The organism is Luteimonas sp. 8-5 (genome assembly GCF_029763755.1).
Classification (GTDB): domain Bacteria; phylum Pseudomonadota; class Gammaproteobacteria; order Xanthomonadales; family Xanthomonadaceae; genus Cognatiluteimonas.
Genome location: NZ_JARUVM010000077.1, coordinates 1 through 24,439, shown reverse-complemented (window position 1 = coordinate 24,439; position 24,439 = coordinate 1). Strand labels below are relative to the sequence as shown.

Genomic DNA, 24,439 nt, shown 5'->3' with positions numbered 1-24,439 from the left:
AGGAGGCCGAGCGCCTGCGGGCGGCCGCCGAGGCCGAAGCCGCCGCCCGGCAGAAGGCCGAAGAGGTGATCCTGGACGTGGGCGGGGCCGAGGCCCGCAAGCTCCGGGCCGCACGCAAGCGGGCCGCCGAGCTGGCCCGGCAGGAGGCCGAACTGATGGCCGCGCAGAAGGCCGCGGCCGAGGCCGCGGCTGAATTGGAGCCGCCCGCGGACGAAAACTGAAAATTACGTAAATTCAATGGTTTACATGGCGCGTTGCGCAATTCCGGCCAGGCCGGCGGCGCTTCGCGACGGTGAATCAGTGGCTTGCCCGGACCGGCTTGCCGGGCCCCGACGGGAGGAGTAGGGTCGGGTCAGCCATGGTTATTCAAGCCTTGCAATCAGGATTCCACCACGAACGCCCCGTGCCGCCCGGCCGGGGCGTTCCTGTTTTTTCCGGCAAGTGACCCGGTAAGGAGGGTTCCATGTTCGAAGGGCAACCGCAGGCGGATGTCGAAGCGCTGATGGGAAATCCCGAGTTCAAGCAGCTCTACCAGCGCCACAAGGCCCTGGACAAGCAGGTGCTGGATGCCGAACTCGGGGTGCGACCGGTCGATGACGCGACCCTGTCGCAGATGAAGCGCGAAAAGCTGCTGGCCAAGGACAGGCTGACCCGGCTCTACGACGTCCTCCACCACTGATCACGGCTGGGGTGCGGGTGGCGGCGGCCTCCTCGTCGGTCGCCGCCACCCGCGCAACTTCGGCACCGGCGGCAAGTGCGGGATAATCCACGCATCCGTACGAACCCCGGTGCCGCATGACGATCCATCAATCCGTGCTAGAGCTGGTCGGCGACACGCCGATCGTCCAGGCGCAACGCCTCGATACCGGACCCTGCACGCTCTACCTCAAGCTCGAAAGCCAGAACCCGGGCGGCTCCATCAAGGACCGCATCGGGCTGAGCATGATCGAGGCCGCGGAGAAGCGCGGCGACATCAAGCCGGGCGACACCCTGGTCGAAGGCACCGCCGGCAACACCGGCATCGGCCTGGCGCTGGTCGCGCAGCAGAAGGGCTACAAGCTGATCCTGGTGGTCCCGGACAAGATGAGCCGGGAAAAGATCTTCAACCTCAAGGCGATGGGCGCGCAGGTCGTGCTCACCCGTTCGGACGTGGCCAAGGGCCATCCGGACTACTACCAGGACATGGCCGAGCGCATCGCGCGCGAGACGCCCGGCGCTTACTTCATCAACCAGTTCGGCAACCCGGACAACCCGGCCGCGCACGAGTTCGGCACCGGCCCGGAGATCCTGCGCCAGGTGGGCGGCAAGCTCGACGCGATCGTGTTCGGCTGCGGCAGCTCGGGCACCATGACCGGCCTGTCGCGCTGCTTCGCGACGGCGTCGCCGGCGACGGAGCTGATCCTCGCCGATCCGGTCGGCTCGATCCTGGAGGACTACATCAACCGCGGCGAAGTCGTGGAAAAGTCGGCCAGCTGGATGGTCGAGGGCATCGGCGAGGATTTCCTCCCGCCGATCTCGGACTTCACCCGGGTCAGGAAGGCCTACGCCATCGGCGACAAGGAGAGCTTCCTCACCGCGCGCGAGCTGCTGGAGAAGGAAGGCATCCTCGGTGGTTCCTCCACCGGGACGCTGCTGGCCGCCGCGTTGCGCTGGTGCCGCGAGCAGACCGAGCCGAAGACGGTGCTCACTTTCGTCTGCGACACCGGCAACAAGTACCTGTCGAAGATGTACAACGACTACTGGATGCTGGACAACGGCTTCCTCGAGCGCCAGTCCCATGGCGACCTGCGCGACCTGATCCTGCGCCCCTATTCGCAGCGCGACACGGTGGTGGTTGCCCCGACCGACCTGCTGGTGACCGCATACCAGCGGATGAAGCTGTACGACGTCTCGCAGCTGCCGGTGATGGACGGCGACGCGCTGGTCGGCATCGTCGACGAGTCCGACGTGCTGCTGCACGTGTACGGCGACGAGGCCCGCTTCCGCGACCCGGTGGCCACGGCGATGGTGAGCAAGCTCGACCGGCTGGACGTGACGTCGCCGATCGAGGCGCTGCTCCCGGTGTTCGACCGCGGCCACGTGGCCATCGTGATCGACAACGACAACGGCGGGCGCTTCCTCGGCCTGATCACCCGCATCGACCTGCTCAACTACCTGCGGCGGCGCGTGCAGTAGCGCCCCGCCCATCACCACGGAATCCGACATGAGCGACAAGCAAGACAACTGGGGCATCGGCACGCGCGCCATCCACGGCGGCCAGGCACCCGATCCCTCGACCGGCGCGGTGATGGTGCCGATCTACGCCACCAGCACCTACGCCCAGTCCAGTCCGGGCGAGCACCAGGGCTTCGAGTATTCGCGCACGCACAACCCGACCCGCTTCGCCTGGGAACGCTGCGTGGCGTCGCTGGAGGGCGGCAGCCGCGGCTTCGCATTCGCCTCCGGGCTCGCGGCGACCTCGACCATCCTGGAGCTGCTCGACAGCGGCGACCATGTCATCGCCATGGACGACCTGTACGGCGGCAGCTACCGCCTGTTCGAGCGCGTGCGCCGGCGCAGCGCGGGGCTGGAGTTCAGCTTCGTCGACCTGACCGACCCGGCGGCGTTCGAAGCCGCGATCACCCCGAAGACGAAGCTGGTGTGGGTCGAGACGCCGACCAATCCGCTGCTCAAGATCGTCGACCTGCAGGCGGTGTCGAAGATCGCGCGCAAGCACGGGCTGCGCATGGTGGTGGACAACACCTTCGCCTCGCCGGCACTGCAGCGGCCGCTGGAACACGGCGCCGACCTGGTCATGCATTCGGCGACCAAGTACCTCAACGGCCACTCCGACATGGTCGGCGGCATGGTCGTGGTCGGCGAGGACGCCGAACTCGGCGAACAGCTCGCGTTCCTGCAGAACTCGGTGGGCGCGGTGCAGGGGCCGTTCGACAGCTTCCTGGCGCTGCGCGGGGCCAAGACCCTGCACCTGCGCATGGCCGCGCACTGCGCCAACGCGCAGGCGCTGGCGCAGTGGCTGGACAGCCACCCGGCGGTGGAGACGGTGATCTATCCCGGCCTGGCATCGCATCCGCACCACGCGCTGGCCAGGCGCCAGATGGACGGATTCGGCGGCATGGTCTCGATCGCGCTCAAGGGCGGCTACGAGGCGGCCAGGAAGCTGTGCGAACGCACCGAGCTGTTCACCCTGGCCGAGTCCCTCGGCGGCGTGGAGAGCCTGGTCAACCATCCGGCGGTGATGACCCACGCTTCGATCCCCGCGCCACGCCGTGCGGAGCTCGGCATCGGCGACAACCTGGTGCGGCTGAGCGTCGGCGTGGAGTCGCTGGAAGACCTGCGCGCGGACCTGGAGAACGCCCTGGCCGCGGGCTAGGGCGCTTCGAAGTCGATGCCGTATTCCTCGCGCAGCCGCGCCAGCGGCTTGCGCAGGAGCCAGCGTGCCAGCCGCCACGACGGTCCCGAGCGGTCGTACCTGGGGTAGTTGCCGGTGAACACCTCGCGGTGCTCCGGCGGCTGCGGCAGCGACGGCACGCCGAGGAACGCGCAGGTGCGTGCGAGGCAGGCGGCAGGATCGTCCCGCAGGGCCCTGCTGCGCAGCAGGAGCACCTGTTCTCGCGGGAAGTGCGCGTACAGCACCGAGAGCTGGCGCGCGTAGTCGCCGCGCGCGAGGTAGCTGTGGCGGCGCAGCGGCGATTCCGGGGAGAAGTCGTTCCAGTGCCGGCGCAGGCGCCAGCGCTCCAGCAGCAGGGCCGGCCACAGCGGCCACGGCTCGTGGCCGCGTTCGCGTTCCATGTGGTACTGCGACAACGCGCGATCCACCGGATGGCGCAGCAGCACGATCCAGCGCATGCCGGGGTTGTAGCGCGCGATCCTCGCCACCAGGCGTGGATGGAAGACGTAGAAGGGAGTGGCGTCGCCGCACAGCGCGCCGGCGGCGTCCCGCGGCAGGAGGGGGGCATGCAGGCGGTCGATGTCGGCGCTTGTCGAGGCCTCGTCGAAGTCGGGCCGGTCGAACACGTGCGCTTCCTTCGCCAGCGGCAGGCGCAGGTGCGGATGGCCCGACAGGTACCTGGCCAGCGCAGTGGTCCCGGCCTTCTGCACGCCGCCCACCAGGAACCGGATCAAAGGCGCGCTCATGCCCCGCCTGCCTCGAACCTGTCCGCGACTGCATCGATCTCCGGCTGCGCATACCAGTGCCGCCATGCGCCGCCGGCGCGGGCCAGGCCGGCAGCCATGCCGGCGATGTCGATGCCGCGGTACGCCGCGCTGGCGTTGCGTCCGCGCAGCGAATCGTCGCCTTCGCCCTGCAGTCGGGCGGCCGCGTACAGCGCCTGCCCGCCGGTGGCGACGATATCCTCGTAGCGGACCACCGCGATCGCGTCTCCCGCTTCGCGGAAGCGATCGAAGAACCACTCCAGGACGATGAGCTGGCGTTGCAGGCGATCGGGTTCGCCATCCAGCCGCGTGGCAAGCGCGGGGTCGAAGCGTTCCCCGGCCGGGACCCGGCCACCGCTGACCGGCAGCTCCACCGTGTTCCAGGACGCCAGCACCGCGAGCGGATTGCGCACCACGGCGACGACGCGCATCCGCCGTGCCAGGTCCGGCAGCAGCGCGGTGAACGAAGCGTTGTGCTTGACCGCCAGGGTGAAGCCGGGCGCGGGCGGCGGCACTTCGATCAGGCCCGGCGCCACCAGCCATTGGCGTTTGCCCGTGGCGTCGGGCGCTGAGTACGGATTGTCCGGTACCTTGCCGTCGCGCTGCTTGCTGGGAGCGACGCCCTCGCGTTCCAGCCTTTGCCTGGTGTCCCTGAAAAAGGCCTGGACGCCGTCGATGGCAGCTTCGCGCTGCAGCGGCAGGGTCTCCGGATCCATCGGCTCGAACAGCGCAACGCAATCCTGCGCCAGTCCCGCCAGGCGGCAGGCCAGGGTGGTCCCGCCGCGCGGAATGCCGGTCAGTGCGAGGTCGTTGCCTGGCGTGTGCGTCATGCCCGCCACAATGCATCCAGGTCGTCGAGGATGGCATGGAATGCGCGGCGCTCTCCTGCCAGGTCGAAGCGGCGTGCGGTTGTGCGGCCGGACTGGACCAGGCGCGCGGCAAGCGCGTCGTCGTCCAGTTGCAGGACCGCCTCGAGCAGCGCTTCCGGATCCGGTTGCGGCACCAGGGCGTTGCGGCCGGGCTCCAGGTATGCGCGGTTGCCGATGCTGTCGGGCACGATGGTCGCGCACCCCAGGGCCATCGCTTCCAGCGCAGGCAGGAAGAACCCCTCGCGCGGGTGGGGCAACAGCACGGCGACCGCCGCGGATCCCAGCCGGTCGAGATACTCCCCGCGCGGCATCCGCGTGGTGCTCAGCACGCTGTCGCGGCCGCGCTCGCGCAGCAGGCGATGCAGGGCGGCCCCGGTGTCGGGTTGCTTCATCGCGTCGATGAAGATCCCGCGCCGGCCATCGGTCGGCGTGGCTTCCCGTGACGGCAGGTCCAGCGCAGCCTCGATCACCCGGACCGGGCCATTGGTTTCGCCGGTCGCGAGTATCGCGTCGGCGACTTGCCGGCTCACGCAGATGCGGATCGCGCGACGGCGCAGGTGGCTACGCAGTTGCGACCCGGCATCCGCATGCCGCACGTGCTGGACCAGGTTGATGACCGGCCTGCCGGGATCGTCGACGGGATACATGCTCCAGTCGGTGCCCCCGAGCAGCAGCGCATCGGCCGTTCCGGGATCCCAGCGTGCGTCGATGCTTTCCGGGTGCGCCAGCCACGGGTTGCCGGCGGCGATGCTGGCAGGCGACAGGAATACCCGCGGCGACCATGCCGGGTGTGCGCGGGCGTGCTGGAAGTAGTTCCAGACCTTGCCGTGGCCACCGGTGTAGTACAGGAAATCCCGGTGGAACAGCAGGCGCCTTTTCAAGCGCCACCCCTGATTTCCATCGGTATCGGGAACAGGCCGGTGAACATCGCCCGGCTGTCGTCGACGATCTCGAACGAAAGCCCGCCCTCGTGGCGGGCGAGGATGACGGTGTCGCCGGGATGCGGCGAATCGACGACGCGCAGCCGGACCCGGTAGATGCCCTGCTGGAAGCTGGCATCGAAGGCCACCCACAGCGGCACTTCGGTCACGGACTCGACCGGCTGCAGCGCGATCCGCCGGCCGGTGATCTGCAGTCCCTTGCCATCCATCACGTCCAGGATCAGGCCGGGATGGCGCAGGTCGGGGCGCAACCGCACCTTCAGGTCGATCTCGACGCGGTCGCCGTAGCGGATGGTGGCGTGGGTCGCGCGGTTGAGCGTGGCGGCGACCACGCGCGCGTCTTCCATGCCGTAGCCGTCGTCGAGCGGTTGCAGCGACATCGCCGCCTGCTCGCCGCGCCGCTCCTGCAGCGCCTTGCGGTGGGTGCGCAGCAGGTATTCGGCGATCACCTCGTCGGGCAGTCCGTCGAGCGCGACGCGGCCGCGTTCGAGCAGCATCGCGCGGTGGCAGAACGCCTTCACCACGTTGAGGTCGTGGCCGACGAACAGCAGCGTGGTGCCGCTGGACAGGATACGGTCGATGCGGGCCATGGCCTTGGCCTGGAAGGCGGCGTCGCCGACCGCGAGCGCCTCGTCGACGATCAGGATGTCGGGATCGGCGTGCACCTGCACCGCGAACGCCAGGCGCACGACCATGCCCGAGCTGTAGGTCTTGATCGGCTCGTCGATGTAGTTGCCGATGTCGGCGAATTCGATGATGTCGCCCATGCGCGCGTCCACCGTGGCCTGGTCCAGGCCCAGGATCGCGGCATTGATGCGGATGTTCTCGCGCCCGGTGAGCTCGGGGTTGAAGCCCGAGCCGAGCTCCAGCAGTGCGGCGACGCGCCCGTGGGTCTCGACCACGCCGGTGGTGGGCTGGAGCACGCCGGCAATGATCTGCAGCAGCGTGCTCTTGCCGCTGCCGTTGAGGCCGATGATGCCCAGCGCTTCGCCGCGGCGCAGTTCCAGGTTGATGTCGTGCAGGGCCTCGTGCGAGTGCAGCCGCCGCGTGGCGGCCGCCTGCAGGCGGCGTGCGCCCGGCGGAAAGGCGTGCCGGAGCAGGCCCGCGGCGCGGAACAGCAGCGGCACCAGCAGGCGCGCGCCCGGCGTCGACCACATGCGATAGGTCTTGCCGACGCGGCTGACGCGGATCGCTGGCGGAAGGATCGCGGCTGGCGCAGGAGCGGCCGTGGGATTGGAAGACTGCATAGGCGGTGCATGATAATCGGACGATGACCCAAGACCATCAACACGCCCACTGGATCCCGTTCGAACAGGCCATGCGCGACGGCGACGGAGAGGCCGCGGAGCGGGCGCTGGCCTCGGCCGTGCAGCTGGAGGCGGACCAGGGCACGGCCTTCTACCGGATCTCGACCATCGCCTATCGCACGGGCCAGATGGAGATGAGCGTGGGCAGCGCCCTCAGGGCCTGCGAGCCTCCCCCCGCGGCACCGGAGACGCGCCTGGACCTGGCCATGCACCTGATGCTCCTGGGCGAGGGCGAGGCGGCGCGGAAGCTATGCCTCGGCCTTCCCGACGATGTCTCCGGGGATCTCCACCTCCGGGCTGCCCGGCAACTGACCTCGCTGGAGGATTTCGCTTCCGCCGAGGCGGCGCTCGCGTCCGCGGCCCGTCGGGGCATGTCCGATGGCGAACTGGCACGTTTCCGTGCACGGGTGCATGCGGCGCTGGGCCGGCTGCCGGAAGCCGAAGCCGAGTTCTGCGGGGCGTTGCGGGAACGGCGGATGGCCGAGCTGGATCCGGCCTACCTCTCGCGGCTGGGCAAGGCGTCGCCGCAGCACAACCACGTGGACGCGCTGCGCGAGGCCCTGGCCGAATGCGAGCCGGGTTCGCCCCCTGTTGTGGGCTATGCCTTCGCCCTGTTCGGTGAATACCACGACCTGGGCGAGTACGCGCAGGCGTGGGAGATGCTGCAGACGGGCTGCGCCGCCAAGCGGGCCGCGTTGCGTTACGACGCGGAGGAGGATGCCGTACTGATGGCGCGCCTGGCGCAGTCGCCCGCCCATCCCCCGGCCCCGTCGACCCCATCGCCGGAAGAGCCGGTTCCCATCTTCGTCCTCGGCCTGCCACGGGCGGGCTCGACCCTGGTCGAACGCATCCTGGGCAACCATTCGCAGGTGGAGTCCACTGGCGAACCCAGGGATTTCCTGGTCCAGCTGCGCCTGATGTGCGGACTGCCCGGCATGGAGCCTCTGGATCGGCCGTTGCTGGACCGCATGCACGGTGTGGACGCAGGCGAACTGGGCCATCGCTACCTGTCGCACATCCGATGGCGGCTTGGCGGGCGCCGGTACTTCATCGACAAGACCCCGCTGAACTACCTGTACATCGGACTGATCCGCGCGGCACTGCCGCAGGCGAAGATCATCCACGCCTACCGTGAGCCGATGGATGCCTGCTTCTCCATCTACAAGTTCGTGTTCCCCTGGCTGTATCCGTTCTCGTACGACCAGCGGGAACTGGGCCGGTACTACCTCCACTATCGCCAGGTCATGGCGCATTGGCACCAGCTCCACCCCGGCGCCATCCTCGACGTCGCGCACGAGACGATGCTGGAAGATCCCGAGGGGCAGGTACGGCGGATCCTGGACTTCTGCGGGCTGGAGGACGAGCCGGGCCTGACCGAACTGCGCCGTAACCAGGCTCCAGCCGCGACCGGAAGCAATGCGCAGATCCGCGATGGAATGACGACGCGGTACCGCGGGCAATGGAGACGTTACGAAGCGCAGCTCGCCCCCCTGCGTGGGGTGCTGGCCGCGGGCGGGTTGGTGGAATGATCTGCTGAATCCAAAACCTCCGGATCCAAAAGAAGACGGGCGGCCCAAGGGCCGCCCGTCCGGTCTGCAACCGCAGGATGCGGCTTAGTAGTTGTCGTACCAGCTCTGGAACACCTGCTCGCCACGGCCGTCGGCGTCGGTCAGGTTGGTGACCGTGCCGTCGGTGGCGTTGCGGTTCAGGCCCTGCACGCGCATGCCGGCGAACTCGCCGGTGACGGTGGCGCGCCCCTTGCCGTGGCCGTCGCCCCAGGCGCCGGTGATGCCCGTGCCCGCGTTGCCGTTCTCCAGGTCTTCCGAGTGCACCTGCATCGACTCGCCGGCGCCCAGCAGGACGGAGATCTCGCTGGACTCGTGGCCGTCGTCGTCGGTGCCGACGATGGTGACGGTGCCGTCGATGTCGCTCGGGTGGATCACGCGGATGAAGGACTGCGCGGTGGTGTTGCCGGCCGGGTTGACGTGGTAGACCTCGACCACGGAGCCGTTGTAGCGCAGCGGCAGCAGGTCGCAGCTGGCGCTGGTCGACTCGACGTCGCCACGGACGAAGGTGGTGACGATCGCCGTGGTGGTGTCGTCGATCACGACGGCGTTGCCCGGGTTGATCTCGGCGCAGACGTACGCGCTGAAGCCAGTGGCGGCGATGCCCACGTCGGCGCCGGTGTACTCGAAGGTCACCGTGCCGGCAGTGCTGTCGACGTCGCCCATCACGTCCTGCGTGGAGCAGTCGTTGTTGACGGACAGGAACACGCCGACGGCGTTCGCATTGGTGTCGTCGAAGGCCGAGAAGTCACCGGTCAGGACCGAGGTGAACTCGTCGGTGCCCAGGTAGCCGAACGAGGTGAAGCCGGCGGCGACTTCGACTTCGACCGTACCCATGTTCATGTGGCCCGAATCCGTGCCGCCGATCTGGCCGCTGCTCGAGAAAGCCGTCTTGGCCGCCTGCCCGCCCACCGCGGCAACGTCGATCTTCTTGGTGGTGTCGCCGTTGGTGGCGTCGCACGCCATCAAGACCGGGTCGCCCGACTTGATGATCTGGACGTTGCTCGGGGCCATGATGGCCGCGGCGGTGACCGGGTCGACGAACTGGAAGGTGGCCGAAACCACGGCGCCCTTGGTCTGCAGCGCGGTCAGGTCGTCCAGGGCCAGGCCAACGGTCGGGGCCAGGACGGAGTCGGCGGCGTTGATGATCAGCAGCTCGCCGTCGGTCAGGGCGACCGGAACCGGGCTCGGATCCATGTTGATGACGACGAAGTCGTCGCCGTCGGCACCGCCGGCGGCGATGGTCGGGATCCAACTGTTGTTGTCCGCACCGGCGGCCAGGTCGGTAGCCAGCAGGCCGGCGTCGCCGAAGGTGGCGCCGTTGCTCAGGTTGACGCGGATGGTGAAGCCGGTGGTGCGGCCCAGGATGAAGTCCGAGCCGGTCAGCGAGATGAGGGTCGCATCGGTAACGCCGATGTTGGTGTCGCCGTCGACGATGTCGGCGGTGGCGATCAGCATGGGGTCGGTGTCGCCACCGGTCTGGATCGTGTAGGCCGCGGCCGCGGCCGACAGGCCCAGGCCGAGCACGACGGCAACGGCAAGAGAGCTCTGCTTGAATTTGGACATGATCTTTTGAAACTCCTGTCAGGATGTTATTTCAGATTGCGCAACTCGAACTGGATGCACTGCCGTCCGCCTGGTACCAGAAAGCGGAAGGCTTTCGGCAACCAGTTGTCCCCAAGTGCGAAAAAACAGAGGGTGAAGAATGCTCCCGCCCCCGGAACATCAAGCTGCGGAGGCGAAGCTAACCGAACCTTAACGTTGCGTCAATGGAATCCTGCGGCTTATCGGGAGGGGTGGGCGAAACTGGGATGAACGGCTCAGACAGGGCGCCGGCGCGCTTCCGGGGGTTGCTAAACTCCGCCGCCGGGTCCGAGTCCCGCTGCCTTGCCCCCTGGAGACGCGATTGAGCGCCCTTGCTGCCAGCCTGAGCCATCCCTGGCGCCACCGGGCCCTGATCCGCATCCTGGCCCGCCGCGAGCTGGTTGCCCGCTATCGGGGGTCCCTGCTGGGATCGATGTGGACCTTCGTCACACCTTTGTTGATGCTGCTCGTCTTCACGCTGGTCTTCGGCGTGGTCCTGTCGGCGCGCTGGCCCGGTGCCGCGGGCGAAGGCGGCATCGGCATGTTCGCCCTGGCCATGATGGCCGGCCTGCTCCTGCACTCCCTGTTCGCGGAGGTGCTTTCCGGGGCGCCGGCGATGGTCGTTACCCAACCCAACTACGTCACCAAGATGGTGTTCCCGCTCGAAGCCCTGGCCTGGGTGGCGATGCTGGCCGCGCTGGCCCAGGCGGTGGCGGGCCTGGCGCTGCTGGTCGTGGTCAACGGCATCTGGGGAACGGGCTTCTCGGCGGCGCAGCTGGCCCTGCCGCTGATCCTGTTGCCCTACCTGCTGTGCCTGCTCGGCCTGGCGTGGCTGCTGGCGGCCCTGGGCGTCTACGTGCGCGACCTGTTGCAGTTGGTGGGGCCGATGGTCATGGTGGTGATGTTCCTGGGGCCGGTGTTCGTTCCCCGGGGCGCCATGCCGGAGCCGCTGCGGCCCTGGCTGGCGCTGAACCCGATCACCGTGCCGATCGAGCAGGCGCGGCGGGTGATCTTCGACGGGCTTTGGCCAGAATGGTGGGCACTGGGCCTGTATGCCCTGGGCGCGGTGGCGGTCTATGCAATAGGCCTGGGAGTGTTCTCGGTGCTGAAGAAGGGGTTTGCCGATGTCCTCTGACGTGGCCCATGCCGTGTCCGGCGGCATGCTGCTGGGTGAGCTGTTGCTGGCCGAGGGTCTGATCGGCGCGGCCGACCTGGAGCGGGCCCTGGAGTTGCAGGCCAGGATCGGCGGCCGCCTGGGCGGCGTGCTGATGCGGATCGGCGCGCTCAGCGAAGACAACCTGATCCAGGTCCTCGGACGGCAGCTGGAATTGCCGGTGATGGGCCAGGACGTGCCGGTTCCGGACGAGGACGCCGTGCGGCTGGCAGCGGCGCAGGCGCCGGGGGGCCTGGACTGGCTGCTCGACCAGCACGTGCTGGTCTGGCGCCAGGACGAGCACACCCTGTATTGCGCCGCGCGCGATCCGCTGTCGTCGCCGCTGCGCGAGGCGGTGGGCCACGCCTTCCCCGGCCAGCAGATCGCCTGGTGCCTGTGCCGCAGCCAGGACCTGGAGCGGATGCTCGATGCGCTGGCCCGGACTACCGACGACGGCGATGGCGGCGACGCCCGCCACCTGCGCGAGATGGCCGAGGAAGCACCGGTTGTCGAATTGGTCAGCAACCTCATGGCCCAGGCCGTGGAGCAGCGCGCGTCCGACATCCACGTCGAACCCGAGGAACGCCAGTTCGCGGTCCGCTTCCGCATCGACGGCGTCCTGCATACGCGCCTGCGCCTGCCGCGCGAGCGCTTCAGCGCGGTGGCGTCCCGGCTCAAGCTGATCTCGGGCATGGACATCGCCGAGCGTCGGCTGCCGCAGGACGGCCGCCTTTCCACCCGCGTCGGCGGCCAGGAAATGGACATCCGCGTCTCCGCGCTGCCGGGCGTCCATGGCGAATCCATCGTGATGCGCCTGTTGCCCAAGGAGCGGAAGGAGCTTGGCCTGGAGCGGCTGGGGTTCGAGGCCGACCACTTGGCGCTGATGCAGGAATGGACCCGCGAGGCGAACGGCATCGTTCTGGTGACCGGCCCCACCGGCTCGGGCAAGTCGACCACCCTTTATGCCGCCCTGGCCGCGGCCAACGACGGCCTGAAGAAGATCATCACGGTCGAGGACCCGGTCGAGTTCCAGCTGCCCGGGATCACCCAGATCCAGGCGCACCCGGAGATCGGCCTGACCTTCGCCCATGCCCTGCGCTCGATCCTGCGCCAGGATCCGGACGTGATCATGATCGGCGAAATCCGCGACCTGGAAACCGCGGACATCGCCGTGCAGGCGGCGCTCACCGGCCACCTGGTGCTGTCGACGCTGCATACCAACGACGCGATCAGCGCCTTTACCCGCCTGGTGGACATGGGCGTCGAGCCCTTCCTGGTCGCGACGCCGGTTCGCGCGGTGCAGGCGCAGCGGCTGGTGCGGCGCCTGTGCAGTTGCGCCCGCCCGACGCAGGTGCCGGCGCCATTGCACGAGGAAGCCGCCGCCATGGCCGCCCGTGTGTTGCCGGGGATCGAGCCGCGGTGGATGGAAGCGGTCGGCTGCCCGCAATGCCTGGGCACCGGCTATCGCGGCCGCCTCGGCATCTACGAGATGATCCCGGTCTCCGAGCGCATGCAGCACCTGATCGTCTCCGGCGCCAGCGTCAACGACATGAAGGCGCAGGCACGCGCCGAAGGCCACCGCTTCCTGCGCGACGACGGCCTGCTCAAGGCCTGGCAGGGACTGACCACCGCAGAGGAAGTGTTGCGGGTGGTGGGGACCTGAGGCCGGCATGGAACAGTTCCGCTACGAAGCGTTGAACGCGGAAGGCGCGGTGTTCACCGGTGCGGTGCGCGCCGCGACCGAGCGCGAAGCCGCGCGCATGCTGGAAAAACGCGGGTTGTCTGTGGTGAGGCTGGAAGCGGGTGCAGGCGTGGGCAAGGCACGGCGTGCCGGGCGCCTGCGCACCGCGGACGTGATCATGGCCCTGCAGGAACTGGCGACGATGTTGACTTCCGGCGTGCCGATCGTGGACGCGGTCGGCTCGCAGGCCATGTCGGCGCACCATCCGCGCATCGTGGAGGCGTTCACCGCCATGTCGCGCGACCTGCAGCGCGGCCAGGCGTTTTCCGCGACGCTGGCGGCCAGCGGGCTGCCGTTGCCGGACTACGTGGTGCAGCTGGCGCGCGCGGGCGAGCTCACCGGCGAGCTGGGCCAGGCGCTGGCCGACGCCGGCGCGCAACTCGAATACGAATACAACCTGCGCAACGAGATGCGCAATGCGCTGATCTACCCGGCCGTGCTGGTGGTCGCAGGCGCCGGCGCGGTCGCGCTGATGTTCCTGTTCGTCGTGCCCAAGTTCGCCTCGTTGCTCGAGCGCGCCGACGATCTCCCGTTCCTCGCCTGGGCCGTGCTCGGCCTTGGCACGTGGACCAATGACAATTTCGTCGCCATCGCCGCGCTGGTGGCGCTGGCGGTCGCAGCGGCGGTGGCCGCACTGCGCCGGCCGCAGGTGCGCAGCGGCCTGCTGGACCGCGCCTCGCACATGCCGGTGGTGGGCGCCTGGCTGGTGGAGTCCGACACCGCGCGCTGGGCCAAGATGCTGGCCGCGCTGCTTGCCAACCGGGTGCCGCTGATGCGGGCGCTGGAACTGGCGCAGTCGGGGCTGCAGCTGCCGCACCGCAAGGCGCGGATGGGCGAGGTGAGCAGGGCGGTGCGCGGTGGACGCGCGCTGTCCGACGCCCTGGAGGAGCACGACGCGTTGACCGCGACCGGCTACAACCTGGTCCGGGTCGGCGAGCGTTCCGGCAAGCTTGCGCCCATGCTGGAATCGCTTGCCCGCATCTATGCCGAAGCCGGGCGCAACCGCATGAAGCAGGTGCTGATCCTGATCGAGCCGATCGCCATCCTGGTAATTGGTGGCATGATAGGTACCATCATTCTCGGCGTGATCCTGGCGATCACCAGCGCCAACGACCTCGCGATCTGAACCTGCGCATCCAGCCATGAAGCGACCCCCTGTTTCCCCGCCCCGCATCGGTGGCTTCACCCTCCTCGAAATGATCGTGGTGCTGGTGATCATCGGCCTGATCATGGGGTTGGTCGGGCCGCGCCTGTTCGGCCAGGCCGACAAGGCCAAGGTCCAGGCCGCCTCCACCCAGATCAAGATGCTTGGCGGTGCGCTGCAGACGTTGCGGCTGGACGTCGGTCGTTTCCCCACCGAAGCCGAAGGCCTGGCCCTGCTGGTGCATGCGCCCGCGGACGCCTCCAGCGTGCGCGGCTGGGCGGGGCCTTACCTGGACGAGGAAGTGCCGCTGGATCCGTGGCACAACCCGTACCAGTACTCGCCGTCGCCGTCCGGGCAGCGTCCCTACACGCTGTATTCCTTCGGCGCGGACGGCCGTCCGGGCGGGGAGGGCATCGAGGCCGACATCGGGCGCGAAGCGGCTCCCTGAGTCCGGTTTCACCCTGCTCGAAGTCATCGTGGTGCTTGCCATCATGGGCATGGCCACCGCGCTGGTCGCCCCTTCCGCCATCCGCGGGATCGACAGCTGGCGCAGGCAGGCCGTGTTCGATGCGCTGAACGACCAGGTCCGCTCGCTGCCGGCTCGGGCACGCGGCACCGGTGTGTCCATCCTGCTCGGCGACGAAACCCTGGGCAGCGACACGCCGCCACTGCGGATGGATCCCGGCTGGAGCGTGTCTGCGCCGGAACCCTGGCGCGTCCATGCCAACGGCGCCTGCGATGGCGGGCGCCTGCTGGTGCGCGACGAGGACGGCGACGAGTGGTGGATCGACGTGGCGGCGCCATTCTGCGAGCCGCGCCCGGGCGGCGCCTGACCGATGCTGTCCAGGCGGCCGCGAATGCGCATCCGGTCCTTTGGCGGCAGGCACGCCGCGGCCGGCTTCACCCTGCTCGAGGCGATCGTGGCACTGGTGGTGTTCACCATGGGCGCGTTCGTGCTCTACGGCTGGCTGTCCACGAACGTGATCACGCTGCAGCGCCTGGTCGACCTGCGTGCCTCCGATGCCGCGACGCGGTCGGCGCTGGAGCTGTTGCATGGCGTCAATCCGATGCTGGAGCCGGAGGGCACCCGCCGCGCGGGCGCACTGGAAGTCTCGTGGCAGTCCACGCCGGTCGCGGCACCGCGTTCGGCGGTGACCCAGGTCGGCCGTCCCACCATGTTCGAAGCCGGCCTGTACGAACTCCAGGTGCACGTGGTGCAGGACGAACGCGAGCTGCGCACGTTCAGTGTGCGCCAGGTCGGCTACCGCCAGGTGCGGGCGATGGGGACGGAGTGAGCATGCGTGCGCGCGGCTTCACGCTGATGGAAACACTGGTGATGCTGGTGCTGGTGTCGGTCACCGTGGCGCTGATGTTCCAGATGCTCGGCAGCTACCGCATCGCGCGCGAGCGCTTCATCGCCCAATCGGGCGCGATCGACCGGCAAGCCCTGTTCGAGGCGTGGTTCGCCGACAGCGTGCACGGCCTGCGCGCCATCGACGGCTCGCCGATGCAGGGCACGGCCACCGGCTTCGAGGCTGTCACCCTCAACCCGCTGTTCGGTTCTCCGGGCGCGCCGGCGCGCGTGCAGTGGACACTGGTGGCCCTGCCCGATGGTGGCCGGTCGGTGCGCTACTCCGAGGACGGCGTGGAGCGATGGACATTGCCCCTGGCCTGGGTCGGCGAAACCCGCTTCGCGTTCCTCGACGAGGCCGGCGAGCGCCATGACACATGGCCGCCCGCCACTGGCCTTCGCGTCGACCTGCCGGCGGCCGTGGCGCTGGTGCGCGAAGGCGCTCCCGGCGCGCGCGCGCAGGTAGCGGCCGTGCACGGACCGCGGACGCCCCGGATCGATCCCTTCGAGATGGAGATCGAATGATGCGCCGCGGCTCGCAGGGATTCGTGCTGGTCGTGGTGCTGGCGATGCTGGTGACGCTGTCGCTGCTGGCCGGTACGGTCGCGCTGGTGACGCAGCGCCTGCGCGACGACTACCTGCTGCAACAGCGGATGCTGCAGGACGAGGTGGACATGGCCAGCACCCGCGCGACCGTGGTGTACATGCTGCTGACCCAGCGCATGACCTTCGGTGGCCTGACGGTCGACGAACGCGTCGTGCTGAGCGCCGACGAACGCCAGTCCGCGCGATCCGAAGGCGACGTCATCTCGTTCATGCCGGTCGGCAACGAGATCGCGCTCGACGGTTCCGCCTATCGCGGCGTCGGTGGCGTGGACTTCGCGCTGCAGGACGATCGTGGCCTGGTCGCGGTCAACTGGGCTGCGCCGGCCGTGCTGCAGGGGCTGGTGCGACAGGGGGACAGCGAGGAGCCCATCGAAACCCTGCGCAACCTGCTGCTCGACTACCAGGATCCGGACGACCTGTACCGCCTCAACAGCGCCGAAGCCGAGGACTACCAGCGCGATGGCTTGCCGCCTCCGAGCAACCGCACCCTGGAAACGCCGCTCGAACTGCGCCGGGTCAAGGGCTGGACCGAAGCGCTCGGCTTTCTTTCCGACCGCGAACTGGTCGGGACGGCGACGACGACGCGCTCCGCGCAGATCAACGTCAACACGGCACCCGCACGGGTGCTGGCGAGCCTGCCGGGCGTCGACATGGCGATGGCTCGGCGTGTGGTCGCTGCCCGCGCGCTGGTTCCGTTCATCCAGCTGTCAGCTTTCTACCAGCTGCTGGGCACGATCCCGGCCGACGAGGACGCATTGTCCCTGTATCCTCTGCCGTCGGGCACCCTGACGTTGTGGGGCCGGGGAGGCGGGGCGGTCCGGGTCCTCCACTGGACCTTGACGCCATTGGACGACGGTGGCCGCCCGTGGCGCGAGGACTATGAGTTCAATCTTCCACAAGTCGACGATGATGCTGGGGCGCCTGCGCGAGAGCCTGCGGCGGCGGTTTTCGCCGAGCCGGCTGCTGCGCCGTAGGGACGGGCTGGCCCGGATCGACGAGGGTGGCGCCGGCGCCGAATGGATCGTCGCGCGCGAGCTGACCGCCTACACCGTGCTCGACGCCTCGTCGATTCCGGCCAAGCGCCGCAACGGTTACGCAGCCACGCAGCTGGCGCGCTGGGCGCCGTTCGCCGATCCGCAATTCCACACCGAGTGGGTCGGCGGACGCGCCATGGTCTGGGCGTGGTCGCGCGGCAAGGTGCTGGACGACGAAGCCGTCGCCGGTTCAACGCCGCCGCGCAGGCTGCTGCCCGAATCCATTTACCGTGGCCAGCCGCGCGCCGAAGGCTGCGAGCTGGTGGCGATGGATCACGGTGTCGAAGGCCGGGTCTGGCGGGACTTCCTGCTGGCGACCAGCCAGTGGTGGCCGCAGCCGCCGAGCCTGCGCGAATGGAACCTGTTCCGGCGCAGTGCCGGTCTCCCGGCGGAAAACGCGCTGCCGGAGGTGGTGGCCCCGGTCGAAGGGGAGGCAGTGTTCGTCGCCTGGACCGCGCCGAAAGTGCTGGGCCTTGGCGAAGTGGTCGGGCGCTACCGGACGGTCGCGATCGCCGCAGCGGCAGGCATCGTCACGGCCGCCCTGGCCCTGCCGCTGTTCGCCGGCGCGAAGCTGCTGGTCTCCAACTGGAACCTCGAGCGGGAAATCGCCGCGCAGGATCGCGGACTGCAGGAAATACTCGTTGCCCGCGAAGCGGCCATGGGCGATGCGGTGGCCGTCGACGCGCTGCTCGCGCTGCGCCCGCCGGCGGGCCAGGTCGAACTGCTGGCGGCGTTGCCGGGCCTGGCCCGTGGCCCCGGGCTGCAGTTGATGGAATGGCGCATGCCGGAACCGGACCGGATCGATGTCGTGCTGCAGATGGCGCGCCCGGACCCGCGCGCGCTGGTAGAGCAGTGGGAAGCCTCCGGTCGCTTCCGCGCGGTCACCGTCGAGCTGGGCCGCGACGCGAAGGAAGTGAACATCAAGGCCGAAGTGGTACGCCAGCCGTTGCCGGCCGCGCCGGCGGAGGCCGCGCAATGAAGGCCCTGGCCCCCGCACTGGCCAATGCGCGCCGCGAACTGGCCGCCAACCCGCGCCTGCGCTACGGCGTGCTGGCGATCGCCGCGATCCTGGTGCTGTACCTGTTCCTGGTCCTCCAGGACTGGCAGTCCGGCCTGGCCGAGCGCCATGCCAGCCGCAGCGGGTACCTGGCCAAGATGCAGGCGCTGGCGGGGCAGGAAGTCTGGATCCAGCGCGCTGCCGCGGTGGCCAGGACCCGCGCCGCACTGGAGGCCGAAATACCGGAGATGGCGACGCTGGGGCTGGCCCAGGCCAGTGCCCAGGGCTGGTTGCGCGACGCGGTGGTGGCCTTCGGCCAGGACGTCCAGGTGCAGGCGCAGACCCCCGCCCAGACCAGCCAGGGCAGCATCTGGCGGGTGCCGGTGGTGATCAGCGGCCGGCTCGATCCCGCCCGCTACATCCAGCTCCTGCGCCAGATCGAATCGCGCCCGACCCTGGCGGTGATCGAACAGGCCACTGTCGTGAACCGGCAGAACCGGACCTTTTCGCTGACCGTGGTGTCGTATTACCGCATCAAGGAGGCCCCCGCCGATGCGGCCGAGTGACTTCGCCAGGCAAAAGCCGGTGCTGGCCGCGGCCCTCTGCGGCGTGGTGCTCGGCGCCGTGCTCGGGCTGGCCCGGCCGGCCCCGGAAGCGCCCGCCGATGCGGTCGCGGAGACGGCCTGGGTGCCGTATGGACGGCTGGACCCTGTCCGGTTCAGCGAACGCGAGTTCAATACCCTGCGTGGCGCGCGGATCTGGGGCGGCGCCGCGTCCAGCAGGGCCGAAACCGTGTCCTGGACGCTGACGGGTATCATTGCGGCCCCGGCACCGGCCGCCCTGGTCTCGGTGCCTGGCAAAAAAACCGTCCAGCAGGTCGGGCAGGGTGGCGAACTCCCGGATGGAGGCAAGATCGTGGAGATCACGAGCCGCTCGATCCGCTACACCAAGGCCGGATGCAGTTACGAACGCGCGCTGTATTCGGCGCCGGATCCGGCCGGGCAAACCGGCGAATGCCAGCAGGATGCCGGCGACGACGCGGCACAGAAGGTCTGGAAGTGACGGAAGGCATGAAGATCACAAGAATCCTCGGGGCATTGGTCCTCACGCTGGTCATTGGCGCCTGCGCCACCCCGCCGAAGGTCAAGCTGCCGGCACCTCTGGAGCCTGCACGCAGCGAACCGCGGCCGCAGGCCGAACAGGTGCTGGTGGAACAGGAGGCCAGGCCCGACAGCCTGCGCCAGAGCCCGACGCCGACTGCGCCCGAGAGCGGCAACAGCGTCGCCGGCGCGGCCGTCAGTTCGGAGTTGCCGCCGCTGCGCGGCGAGCCGATCAACGCGAACGTCGAGGGCATCCCGGTCCCGGCCTTCATCAACGAATTCTTCGGCACGATCCTCGGCGTCGGTTTCCAGATGGATCCGGCGGTCGCCAAGATGAACGACCTGGTGACGCTGCGCACTCCCGGCGCGCAGAGCCCCAGCGAGTTCTACCGGCTGGCCGTGCGGGTGTTGCGCACCTACGGCGTCGCCACCCGCTATGAAGGCGGCAGGGTGTTGTTCGTGCCTGCCACCCGGGGTGCCGAGTTCGAGCCGCCGCTGGTGCTGAGCGGCCGCGCGCTGCCGAGCGTGCCGATCACCCACCGTCCGATCTTCCAGCTCGTCGAACTCAAGGCGGTGCGCGTGGCCGACGTGGTGCAGTGGCTGCGCACCGGCTTCAAGACCGAAGACCTGCAGGTGGTCGAGGACCTCAACCGCAACGCGGTCGTGCTCTACGGCAAGCCCGACGTGGTGCGCAATGCGGCCGCCGCGATCGAGGTGTTCGACCGGCCGTACATGCGCGGTCGGGTAAGCACGCGCCTGGAACCCGCCTTCGTCGGCGCCGAGGAGTTGTCCAGGCGCCTGGTCGATGTGCTCGTGGCGGAGGGCTACGGTGCCTCGCTGCACACCGGTGGCGGCGTCGTACAGGCAGCGTCGGTCATCGTGCTGCCAATCGGTGCTGCGAACACGGTGCTGATCTTTGCGGCCGACCGCGGTGTGCTCGAACACGCGGTGCAGTGGGCGCGCACCATCGACCAGCCCAACCCGACCGCGGGTGCCGAGGGGCTGTTCTACTACCGGGTGCAGAACACCAAGGCCGAGGACATCGTCGCCACCATCCGCGGCGTGCGCGCCGCCAGCGACACCCGCGCGCCGGCGCGCGACGCGGTGTCTTCGGCGGGAGTTGCGCAACCGGCCAACGCGCCGGCCGCCGCGGCTGCGGGCGGCGCCGGCGCCAGTGCGCTGGCCAAGGGCAACCTGGTCCTGGATGCGCCGCGCAACGCCCTGATCTTCCAGGGTTCGGGCAGCGAATGGGGCCGGCTGCTGCCGCTGATCAAGCAGATGGACCAGGCGCCGCGACAGGTGATGATCGAGGTCACCATCGCCGAGGTCACCCTCGACGACAACGAGGAATTCGGCGTCAGCTGGCTGGCGCGGAACAGCCAGGGCCGGTTCGACGGCACCATCACCTCCGGCGTCATTGGCGGCGGCAACGGCGACGACGGCGATGGCAGCGCGTTCAGCGGTTTGACCTACCTGCTCGACATCGCCGGCGAAACCCGCGCGCAACTGCGGGCGTTCGCCGACAACAACAAGGTGAGCGTCCTCTCGACCCCGCGCCTGCTGGTCAAGAGCGGCGAAGAGGCCAGCATCGACGTGGGCACCGAGGTGCCGACCATCTCCGCGCAGACCGCCTCGCTGCAGCAGACCGAGGGCACGTCCAACATCCTGCAGTCGGTGCAGTACCGCAAGACGGGCATCATCCTCGACATCAAGCCGGTGGTGTATTCGGACAACCGCATCGACCTTGAGGTGCGCCAGGAAGTGAGCGAGGCGCTGCCGCTGGGTTCCGACTCTACGGTGCAGTCGCCGTCGATCTTCAACCGCGCGGTCAGCACCAACCTGAGCCTGCACGACGGCAGTTCGGTGATCATCGGCGGGCTGATGTCGCGGCGCAGCACCGCGTCGGATGGCGGCGTGCCGTACCTGAAGGAGATCCCGCTGCTGGGCAACCTGTTCAAGTCGCAGAACAAGCGCGAGAACAAGACCGAGCTGATCGTGATGATCGTGCCCTACATCGTCGAAACCGATGCGCAGGCGACGTCGCTGACGCGCTCGATCAGCGAGCAGTACCAGCTCCTCGAGGTTCCCGAGGCCGGTCGCGGCGAGACGGGCCCGCAGAACCCGCAGTGAGCGTGCGCCTTCCCGATACCGGGGGCCTGCTGGTCCTCGGCATGCATCGAAGCGGTACTTCGGCGCTGGCGCGGGTGCTGGGCCTGTGCGGCGCCGACCTCGGCAGCCGCGTGGCCAGTGCGGGAGCCGGGAACGAGACCGGGCACTGGGAAGACTCGTTCGCGGTGGAGCTGCACGATCGCCTGCTTTCGCAATTCGGCGCCACCTGGGACAGCCCGTTCGCGTTGCCGCGCGACTGGCTCGGCAGCGCGCAGGGCGTCGAGGCGGTCGCCGGCATCGCCGATTACCTGAGGGGCAACCGAGCGCTGCATCCGCTGTGGGCCAGCAAGGATCCGCGCCTGTGCCTGTTCGCCCCGGCCTGGACGCGTGCGGCGGGCGAGGCGGGCATGCCGCTTGCGGCGGTCATGGTATTGCGCGATCCCGCGGAGGTGGCCGGTTCGCTTGCCGCACGTGACGGCATCGCGCGCGGGCGCGGCCTGCTGCTCTGGCTGGAATACGCGATCGCCGCGGCTGATGCGGCGCAGGCAGTGCCCGTGGCGGTGCTCGATTACCAGGAGCTGCTCGAGGACTGGCGTGCGGCCTTGGGGCGAATTGCCGCGCTGCCGGGACTGTCGCATCTCGACAGGCGCGACGCGGCGGTCGACGCCGCTGTCTCGGCCTTCCTCGATCCGACGCGCCGTCACCAGCGCCGTCAGGCGACGGAAGCGCTGCCCGTGCTGGTGGACCGTGCATGGCGACTTTTGCGCGGCGCCGCCGCCGACGGCCGTTTCGATCCGGCGATCGGGCGGGAACTGCGCGACATGTTCGCCCCGTTGCAGGAGTTGCTGCACCCGGTGATGGTCGAGGCGCGCCACGAGCAGCGGCAGGTGTGGCTGCGTGCCGCGCGTGCCGAGGCGGCGCTGGCGACCGACGCGATGTCGATCCCGGCTGCGCTGGCCGCCATGGAGCGCGGCGTCGAAAGCAACCGCGAACGCATCGTCGATGCGATCAGCGTCGAGTTGCGGCGGATGCAGGAGATCGTGAATGAAGCCAATGCATCGGCGATAGTGGCTCGTGCCGCCGCGGACCGGATCGTGGAGGATGCCCGTGCGGAGACCGCCAGGGCCCAATCCGACGCGGCCACTGCCCGGGCCGAGGCAGCTGCGGCGCAATCCGACGCAGCCAGTGCCCAATCCGACGCGGCCAATGCCCGCGCCGAAGCCCTCGCAGCACAGTCCGACGCGGCGAACGCCCGCGCCGAAGCCCTCGAAGCGCAGTCCGACGCGGCGAACGCCCGCGCCGAAGCCCTCGAAGCGCAGTCCGACGCGGCAGGCGCCCGTGCCGAAGTCCTCGAAGCGCAGTCCGACGCGGCAGGCGCCCGTGCCGAGGTGGCTGCGCGGCAGCGAGACCTGGAACTGCTCCGCTACGAAAAGGGGCAGTTGCAGGAAATCGCTCGCGAATTCGATCGAGTAGTGCATTCGCGCTCGTGGCGACTGACCAGGCCGCTGCGCGGCGTTGCACGCCTTCTGCGTGGAGAGCTGCGTGCGTCCTTGAAACCCCTGCACTCCCCGCAGGCGACACCGGCAATGCCCGCGATTCCGGCGATGCAGGAAGTGGCGGTAACAGTCGATGCCGCACCCCCGGCGCCGCCTGCGGCCGCCTTCCCCGCGCCGGTCCGCTTGTCCGCCCCGGTGGCGGAGCAGGGGGAGCTGCCGGACGTTTTCATCTGGTCGGTGATCGACTGGTATTTCCGCTTCCAGCGGCCCCAGCACCTGGCCGAAGCGCTCGCTGCCAAGGGCCATCGGGTTTTCTACGTTTCTAACAACTTCGACAACGACGCCACGCCCGGATTCCGCTGCGAGCAGATCGACGGCGCAGGCCGCCTGTTCCAGGTCAACCTGAATCTCGCCGGCAGCCCGTCCATCTATGCCGCGATGCCCTCGGCGGACCAGGTGGCAAGCCTGCGCCGCAGCCTGGCCGAGGTGCTGCAGTGGGCCGGCACCTCGAGCGCGATCTCGCTGGTCCAGCACCCGTTCTGGAAGGCGCTCGCGCGTTCGGTGCCCGATGCGCGCGTGGTCTATGACTGCATGGACCACCATGGCGGATTCGCCGACAACAAGGTCGACGTGCTCGCCGCAGAAGAGGCGCTTGTCCGCGACGCGGACCTGGTCGTGGTCAGTTCCGGCTGGCTGCGCGACGAGATCGAAGGGCGCGCGCGGGCGCTGGCGGTGGTCCGCAACGCCTGCGAGTTCGAGTTCTTCAGCAAGGCGCCGGCGTCCGTATTCCGCGACCCGCAGGGGCGCCGCGTCATCGGCTACTACGGCGCCATTGCCGAGTGGTTCGACGCGGACCTGGTGCGTGCCGTCGCACAGGCGAATCCCGGGGCGCTGGTGGTGCTGGTCGGGCGCGACACCGCCGGCGTCGCCGCCAGCCTGGCCGACCTCGACAACGTGCAGTTCGTCGGCGAGGTGCCCTATGGCGAGCTGCCGTACTGGCTTTACGGTTTCGACGCCTGCATGCTGCCGTTCAAGGTCATGCCGCTGACGCTGGCGACCAATCCGGTGAAGGTCTACGAGTATCTCGCCAGCGGCAAGCCGGTGGTGTCCATCGACCTGCCGGAGATGATCCAGTTCGGCGGTGTCGTGCGGGTGGCTGCGGATGTCGACGGCTTCGTCGCCGGCGTCGCCGCGGCGCTCGGCGAGGAGGACGTTGCACTGGCCGATGCGCGCCGCGCGTTCGCGGCCACCCAGACCTGGGCGCACCGCGCGGGCGAGTTCGACGCG

22 protein-coding genes and 1 pseudogene are annotated in these 24,439 nt (G+C 69.3%); 18 read left to right on the top strand and 5 right to left on the bottom strand.

Translation table 11 applies throughout. The features are described from left to right. The 4 genes and pseudogenes from QAA18_RS09025 to QAA18_RS09010 form a co-directional block, all read left to right on the top strand. Positions 1 to 221 (top strand): annotated as a pseudogene (locus tag QAA18_RS09025) (hypothetical protein); the annotation flags it as partial. Positions 222 to 463: 242 nt separating this feature from the next. Further along, positions 464 to 679, top strand: a complete 216-nt coding sequence (locus QAA18_RS09020) for a YdcH family protein (protein ID WP_279412602.1) — start codon at positions 464 to 466, stop codon at positions 677 to 679. A 116-nt stretch (positions 680 to 795) separates the two neighbouring features. After that, complete coding sequence (locus QAA18_RS09015; protein ID WP_279412601.1) at positions 796 to 2,175, top strand: pyridoxal-phosphate dependent enzyme; 1,380 nt, start codon at positions 796 to 798, stop codon at positions 2,173 to 2,175. A gap of 28 nt (positions 2,176 to 2,203) precedes the next feature. Further along, a complete protein-coding gene (locus tag QAA18_RS09010; protein ID WP_279412600.1) occupies positions 2,204 to 3,373 on the top strand; it encodes a cystathionine gamma-synthase in 1,170 nt (389 codons plus the stop codon). On the opposite strand, the gene QAA18_RS09005 is transcribed toward QAA18_RS09010, so the two are convergent. The 4 genes from QAA18_RS09005 to QAA18_RS08990 are packed head-to-tail and all read right to left on the bottom strand — an operon-like array spanning position 3,370 to position 7,212. Continuing rightward, entirely contained in the window at positions 3,370 to 4,137 is a 768-nt protein-coding gene (locus QAA18_RS09005) for a sulfotransferase (protein WP_279412599.1), read from the bottom strand. The genes QAA18_RS09010 and QAA18_RS09005 overlap by 4 nt on opposite strands. After that, a complete protein-coding gene (locus tag QAA18_RS09000) occupies positions 4,134 to 4,985 on the bottom strand; it encodes a hypothetical protein (RefSeq protein ID WP_279412598.1) in 852 nt (283 codons plus the stop codon). Before QAA18_RS09000 ends, QAA18_RS09005 begins: the two co-directional genes overlap by 4 nt. Then, positions 4,982 to 5,905, bottom strand: coding sequence for a glycosyltransferase (locus tag QAA18_RS08995; RefSeq protein ID WP_279412597.1), 924 nt, complete (start codon positions 5,903 to 5,905; stop codon positions 4,982 to 4,984). Before QAA18_RS08995 ends, QAA18_RS09000 begins: the two co-directional genes overlap by 4 nt. Next, positions 5,902 to 7,212 (bottom strand): polysaccharide ABC transporter ATP-binding protein, encoded by a 1,311-nt coding sequence (locus QAA18_RS08990; protein WP_279412596.1) that lies wholly within the window; start codon positions 7,210 to 7,212, stop codon positions 5,902 to 5,904. Before QAA18_RS08990 ends, QAA18_RS08995 begins: the two co-directional genes overlap by 4 nt. A 23-nt stretch (positions 7,213 to 7,235) precedes the next feature. Between QAA18_RS08990 and QAA18_RS08985 the strand changes: the two genes are divergently transcribed. Continuing rightward, on the top strand, positions 7,236 to 8,801 hold the full coding sequence (locus QAA18_RS08985) for a sulfotransferase (protein ID WP_279412595.1): 1,566 nt from the start codon (positions 7,236 to 7,238) through the stop codon (positions 8,799 to 8,801). A gap of 84 nt (positions 8,802 to 8,885) precedes the next feature. Here QAA18_RS08985 and QAA18_RS08980 read toward each other — a convergent pair whose 3' ends face one another. Beyond that, complete coding sequence (locus tag QAA18_RS08980; protein ID WP_279412594.1) at positions 8,886 to 10,403, bottom strand: hypothetical protein; 1,518 nt, start codon at positions 10,401 to 10,403, stop codon at positions 8,886 to 8,888. A 340-nt stretch (positions 10,404 to 10,743) separates the two neighbouring features. Here QAA18_RS08980 and QAA18_RS08975 point away from each other — a divergent pair, with 340 nt between their 5' ends. From QAA18_RS08975 to QAA18_RS08915, 13 genes are all read left to right on the top strand, one after another. Beyond that, the gene (locus QAA18_RS08975; protein WP_279412593.1) at positions 10,744 to 11,556 is read left to right on the top strand and encodes an ABC transporter permease; all 813 of its coding nucleotides are present in this window, start codon (positions 10,744 to 10,746) and stop codon (positions 11,554 to 11,556) included. Continuing rightward, entirely contained in the window at positions 11,546 to 13,237 is a 1,692-nt protein-coding gene (locus QAA18_RS08970) for a GspE/PulE family protein (protein ID WP_279412592.1), read from the top strand. Before QAA18_RS08975 ends, QAA18_RS08970 begins: the two co-directional genes overlap by 11 nt. Positions 13,238 to 13,244: 7 nt before the next feature. Next, positions 13,245 to 14,441, top strand: a complete 1,197-nt coding sequence (locus QAA18_RS08965) for a type II secretion system F family protein (RefSeq protein WP_279412591.1) — start codon at positions 13,245 to 13,247, stop codon at positions 14,439 to 14,441. A gap of 16 nt (positions 14,442 to 14,457) precedes the next feature. Continuing rightward, complete coding sequence (gene gspG, locus QAA18_RS08960; RefSeq protein WP_279412590.1) at positions 14,458 to 14,907, top strand: type II secretion system major pseudopilin GspG; 450 nt, start codon at positions 14,458 to 14,460, stop codon at positions 14,905 to 14,907. Continuing rightward, a complete protein-coding gene (locus QAA18_RS08955; protein ID WP_279412603.1) occupies positions 14,834 to 15,292 on the top strand; it encodes a type II secretion system protein in 459 nt (152 codons plus the stop codon). Before gspG ends, QAA18_RS08955 begins: the two co-directional genes overlap by 74 nt. A gap of 24 nt (positions 15,293 to 15,316) precedes the next feature. Further along, complete coding sequence (locus QAA18_RS08950; RefSeq protein ID WP_279412589.1) at positions 15,317 to 15,754, top strand: prepilin-type N-terminal cleavage/methylation domain-containing protein; 438 nt, start codon at positions 15,317 to 15,319, stop codon at positions 15,752 to 15,754. A gap of 2 nt (positions 15,755 to 15,756) precedes the next feature. Continuing rightward, complete coding sequence (locus tag QAA18_RS08945; protein ID WP_279412588.1) at positions 15,757 to 16,335, top strand: hypothetical protein; 579 nt, start codon at positions 15,757 to 15,759, stop codon at positions 16,333 to 16,335. Further along, positions 16,332 to 17,390 carry a type II secretion system protein GspK gene (locus tag QAA18_RS08940; RefSeq protein WP_279412587.1) on the top strand — a complete coding sequence of 353 codons (1,059 nt, stop codon included), beginning with the start codon at positions 16,332 to 16,334 and terminating at the stop codon, positions 17,388 to 17,390. Before QAA18_RS08945 ends, QAA18_RS08940 begins: the two co-directional genes overlap by 4 nt. After that, positions 17,323 to 18,429, top strand: a complete 1,107-nt coding sequence (locus QAA18_RS08935; RefSeq protein WP_279412586.1) for a hypothetical protein — start codon at positions 17,323 to 17,325, stop codon at positions 18,427 to 18,429. The genes QAA18_RS08940 and QAA18_RS08935 overlap by 68 nt, the downstream gene beginning before the upstream one ends. Next, entirely contained in the window at positions 18,426 to 19,013 is a 588-nt protein-coding gene (locus QAA18_RS08930; protein ID WP_279412585.1) for a hypothetical protein, read from the top strand. Before QAA18_RS08935 ends, QAA18_RS08930 begins: the two co-directional genes overlap by 4 nt. Continuing rightward, positions 19,000 to 19,509, top strand: coding sequence for a hypothetical protein (locus QAA18_RS08925; protein WP_279412584.1), 510 nt, complete (start codon positions 19,000 to 19,002; stop codon positions 19,507 to 19,509). Before QAA18_RS08930 ends, QAA18_RS08925 begins: the two co-directional genes overlap by 14 nt. Positions 19,510 to 19,517: 8 nt before the next feature. Then, positions 19,518 to 21,677 carry a secretin N-terminal domain-containing protein gene (locus QAA18_RS08920; protein ID WP_279412583.1) on the top strand — a complete coding sequence of 720 codons (2,160 nt, stop codon included), beginning with the start codon at positions 19,518 to 19,520 and terminating at the stop codon, positions 21,675 to 21,677. Then, positions 21,674 to 24,439: glycosyltransferase (locus QAA18_RS08915; protein WP_279412582.1), on the top strand; the 2,766-nt coding region annotated here is incomplete at its 3' end. The genes QAA18_RS08920 and QAA18_RS08915, both read left to right, overlap by 4 nt.